Annotated in this window: 5 protein-coding genes; 1 reads left to right on the top strand and 4 read right to left on the bottom strand. The window is 61.0% G+C overall.

Annotated features, from left to right (window positions below):
• Nucleotides 1-225 (bottom strand): helix-turn-helix domain-containing protein (locus EN750_RS23315; RefSeq protein WP_145967854.1); only part of this gene is annotated, 225 nt, incomplete at its 3' end.
• Between the two features lie 103 nt (nucleotides 226-328).
• Here EN750_RS23315 and EN750_RS23310 point away from each other — a divergent pair.
• Nucleotides 329-1,240 carry an alpha/beta hydrolase gene (locus tag EN750_RS23310; RefSeq protein WP_127397773.1) on the top strand — a complete coding sequence of 304 codons (912 nt, stop codon included), beginning with the start codon at nucleotides 329-331 and terminating at the stop codon, nucleotides 1,238-1,240.
• Nucleotides 1,241-1,384: 144 nt separating this feature from the next.
• On the opposite strand, the gene EN750_RS23305 is transcribed toward EN750_RS23310, so the two are convergent.
• The 3 genes from EN750_RS23305 to EN750_RS23295 form a co-directional block, all read right to left on the bottom strand.
• Nucleotides 1,385-2,215 carry a dipeptide ABC transporter ATP-binding protein gene (locus tag EN750_RS23305; protein WP_127397772.1) on the bottom strand — a complete coding sequence of 277 codons (831 nt, stop codon included), beginning with the start codon at nucleotides 2,213-2,215 and terminating at the stop codon, nucleotides 1,385-1,387.
• On the bottom strand, nucleotides 2,212-3,069 hold the full coding sequence (locus EN750_RS23300; RefSeq protein ID WP_127397774.1) for an ABC transporter ATP-binding protein: 858 nt from the start codon (nucleotides 3,067-3,069) through the stop codon (nucleotides 2,212-2,214). Before EN750_RS23300 ends, EN750_RS23305 begins: the two co-directional genes overlap by 4 nt.
• A gap of 2 nt (nucleotides 3,070-3,071) precedes the next feature.
• On the bottom strand, nucleotides 3,072-3,744 hold a 673-nt coding region (locus EN750_RS23295; protein WP_127397771.1), incomplete at its 5' end, for an ABC transporter permease subunit.

Below are 3,744 nucleotides of genomic sequence, written 5' to 3'. Positions count from 1 at the left end.
GTCCAAGGCATTCTGGATGAAATGCGACGTCTCGCGGTCATAGCGGTCGAGCACCTTCAGGAACAACTCTTCCTTGTTGCCGAACGCCGCGTAGAGACTGGGGCGCGTAATGCCTAGCTCTTCAGTAAGGTCAGTCAGCGATGTGCCCTCGTAGCCCTTGCGCCAGAAAAGCCGCATCGCCTGCACGAGTGCTTTCTCGGTATCGAACTCTCTCGGCCTGCCCATAGTCACTCACTCTCTTTATTGTACCGACTGGTATATTATCGCTTGACGCGTGAATCGATCTGCCTTTTATATACCGATCGGTAGATAATGGGGAAGTGAAGCGATGTCGAAGCTGTTGATCTTTTGTACTGCGCTGTTGCTGGCCACGCAGACCGCCAGCGCCAACGTTAAACCGTTTCCGGCCAGCTTCGAAACGCGCGAGGTCAAGACGGACGGTGTGACGATCCACGTGCGCGTAGGTGGTTCCGGTCCTGCGGTACTAATGCTGCACGGGTACGGTGAGACGGGAGACATGTGGGAGCCGCTCGCCGTTGAAATGGCAAAGGATCACATGGTCGTCGTGCCGGATCTACGTGGCATGGGTCTGTCGTCTCATCCTGAGACTGGCTACGACAAGAAAACTCAGGCTGCCGACATGGAAGCAGTCCTGCGCAGCCTAAATATCCAAAGCGTCGATCTCGTCACGCATGACATTGGCAATATGGTGGGTTTTGCCTTTGCTGCGCAGCATCGGGATCAGGTGTCCAAATTTGTGCTGATCGACGCACCTGTTCCCGGCGTCGGCCCCTGGGAAGAAATACTCAAGAACCCGCTTCTCTGGCATTTCAGGTTCGGTGGACCGGATATGGAGCGGCTCGTGGCAGGTCGGGAGCGGATTTATCTCGACCGATTTTGGAACGAGTTTTCTGCCGATCCATCACATTTCGACGAAGCGTCCCGTGAGCACTACGCCGCTCTCTACGCTTTGCCGGGCGCGATGCACTCCGGCTTCGCGCAGTTCGCAGCCTTCGACCAGGACGCGCTCGACAACAAGGCGATCCTGGAAACGTCAGGAAAGCTGAAGATGCCCTTGCTGGCAATCGGAGGAGAAATGTCGTTCGGTACTCAAATGGCGACGGTGATGCGCTTCGCCGCGGACAACGTTACCGAGGGCGTCATTCCCGGTTCGGGACATTGGATCATGGAGGAGAATCCGGTCGCCACGGTGAAAGTGGTCACTGACTTCCTCAGATAAACGCGATCGGTTTGCTATCAGCTTTCAGGCATCGCGCAAACAGAGTTTGGTGGACGACTTGGGCGCAAAGCTGCCGTCCACTTCGCGGAAGACGTAAGTCGTGTTCGGGCAAAACTCAATCGTTCAGAGTAATTGGGTTTTGGCTCAAGCCGCCTTCTTCTTCGCCAGTCTTGCCTTGATCGAGGCGACGTCGGCGCGCGGGGTCGCGGCGAACAGCGTCCTGGTGTAGCTGTGCTTGGGGTCGGCGAAGACCTCGTCGCGCGAGCCGTATTCGACCGCTTCGCCGAAATACATCACCATCACATCGTCGGCGATGTAGCGCACCACGGACAGATCGTGGCTGATGAAGACATAGGTCAGCTGGAACTCGTCCTGCAGGTCGGCGAGCAGGTTGAGCACCTGTGCCTGCACGGAAAGATCTAGCGCCGAGACCGGCTCGTCCAACACCAGCAGGCTTGGGTTGAGCATCAGCGCACGGGCAATGGCAATGCGCTGGCGCTGGCCGCCCGAGAACATGTGCGGGTAGCGGTTGTAGTGCTCGTGACCGAGGCCGACCTTCTTCAGCATCTTCATCGCCAGGTCGCGCCGCTCGGCCGCCGGCTTGTCGGTGTTGATCAAAAGCGGCTCGCCCAGCACGTCGCCGATCTTCTGGCGCGGATTGAGCGATCCATAGGGGTTCTGGAAGACGATCTGGACCTTGCGGCGCATCTCTTTGGTCAATCCGCCCTTGGCGATATCGACCTTGTTGCCGTCGATGAACAGGTCGCCTGACGTCGCCGGATCGATCAGCGTGATGATGCGGGCGAGCGTGGACTTGCCGCAGCCGCTTTCGCCGACGATGGCCAGCGTCTTGCCCTTGTCGACCTTGAACGAGACGCCCTTGACCGCGTGCACGGTACGCGGCCCGGTGAACAGGCCACCACCGATGTGGTAGTCGCGGACAATGTTCTTGCCTTCGAGGACCGTGGTGTTCATGAGGCGGCTCCCGCGGCAGAGGGGGCCGGCTCGAACAGCATGTCGGAAACGGTCGGCAGCCGGTCGCCGACGGCGTTCTCCGGCAAAGCCGACAACAGCGCCCGCGTGTAATTGCTTTTCGGCGATTCGAACAACGACAGCACGTCGGCCTCTTCCATCTTGCGGCCCTTGTACTGGACGATGACGCGATCGGCGGTCTCGGCCACCACGCCCATATTGTGGGTGATCATGATCAGGCCCATGCCGTATTTGGCCTGCAGCGAAACCAGCAGATCGAGGATCTGCTTCTGGATGGTGACGTCGAGCGCCGTCGTCGGCTCGTCGGCGATCAGCAGTTTCGGATTGCAGGCGATAGCGATGGCGATCATGACGCGCTGGCATTGGCCGCCCGACATCTGGTGCGGAAACGAGCTCAGCCGTTCTTCCGGATCGGCGATGCCGACCAGCTTCATCAATTCGATGGCGCGGGCCCGCCGCTGAGCGCGATCCATACCCATATGGAAGCGCAGCACCTCCTCGATCTGGAAGCCGACGGTGAAGCACGGATTGAGGCTGGCGATCGGCTCCTGGAAGATCATCGAGATGTCCTTGCCGACGATCTTGCGGCGTTCGGACGGGCTGAGCTTCAGGAGATCGACGCCGTCGAAGGCCATGCGGTCTGCCTGGACGGTTGCCGTGTTGGGCAACAGGCCCATCACCGCGAGCATCGCCACGGACTTGCCGGAACCGGACTCGCCTACAATCGCCAGCACTTCGCGCGGCTCGATCGAGAGGTCGATGCCTTGCACGGCCATGAACGGTCCGGCCGCGGTGTCGAAGGAAACGGTGAGGTTCTTGATCTCGAGCAGAGGCATGCTCACGACCTCTTCAGCTTGGGGTCGAGCGCGTCGCGCAGGCCGTCGCCGATCAGGTTGATGGCGAAGACGGTGATCAGGATGGCGAGGCCCGGGAAGGTCACCACCCACCAGGCGCGCAGGATGAACTCGCGCGCTTCGGCCAGCATGGTTCCCCATTCCGGCGTCGGCGGCTGCGCGCCCATGCCGAGGAAGCCAAGGGCCGCCGCCTCGAGGATGGCGTTGGAGAAGGACAGCGTCGCCTGCACGATCAGCGGCGCGATGCAGTTGGGCAGGATGGTGACCAGCATCAGCCTGAGATGGCTGGCCCCGGCGACCTTGGCCGAGACGACATATTCGCGGGTCTTCTCGGCCATCACGGCGGCGCGGGTGAGCCGGGCGAAATGCGGCTGCAGCACAAAGGCGATGGCGATCATGGCGTTGACGAGGCCAGGGCCGAGAACCGCGACAAGCACCAGGGCCAGCAGCAGCGACGGGAAGGCCAGGATGATGTCCATGATGCGCATGATCAGCGTGTCGACCCAGCCGCGGCAGTAGCCGGCGAGCAGGCCGAGAATGACGCCTGAGATCAGCGCTGACGTGACGACGACGAAGCCGATGGCGAGCGAGAACCGCGAGCCGTAGATCAGCCGCGACAGCATATCGCGGCCGACAGCGTCGGTGCCGAGCAGGAAC

Source organism: Mesorhizobium sp. M7A.F.Ca.ET.027.03.2.1 (genome assembly GCF_003999175.1).
GTDB lineage: Bacteria > Pseudomonadota > Alphaproteobacteria > Rhizobiales > Rhizobiaceae > Mesorhizobium.
The sequence above is the reverse complement of the archived record's forward strand: the minus strand, read 5'-3'. Positions and strand labels throughout refer to the sequence as shown.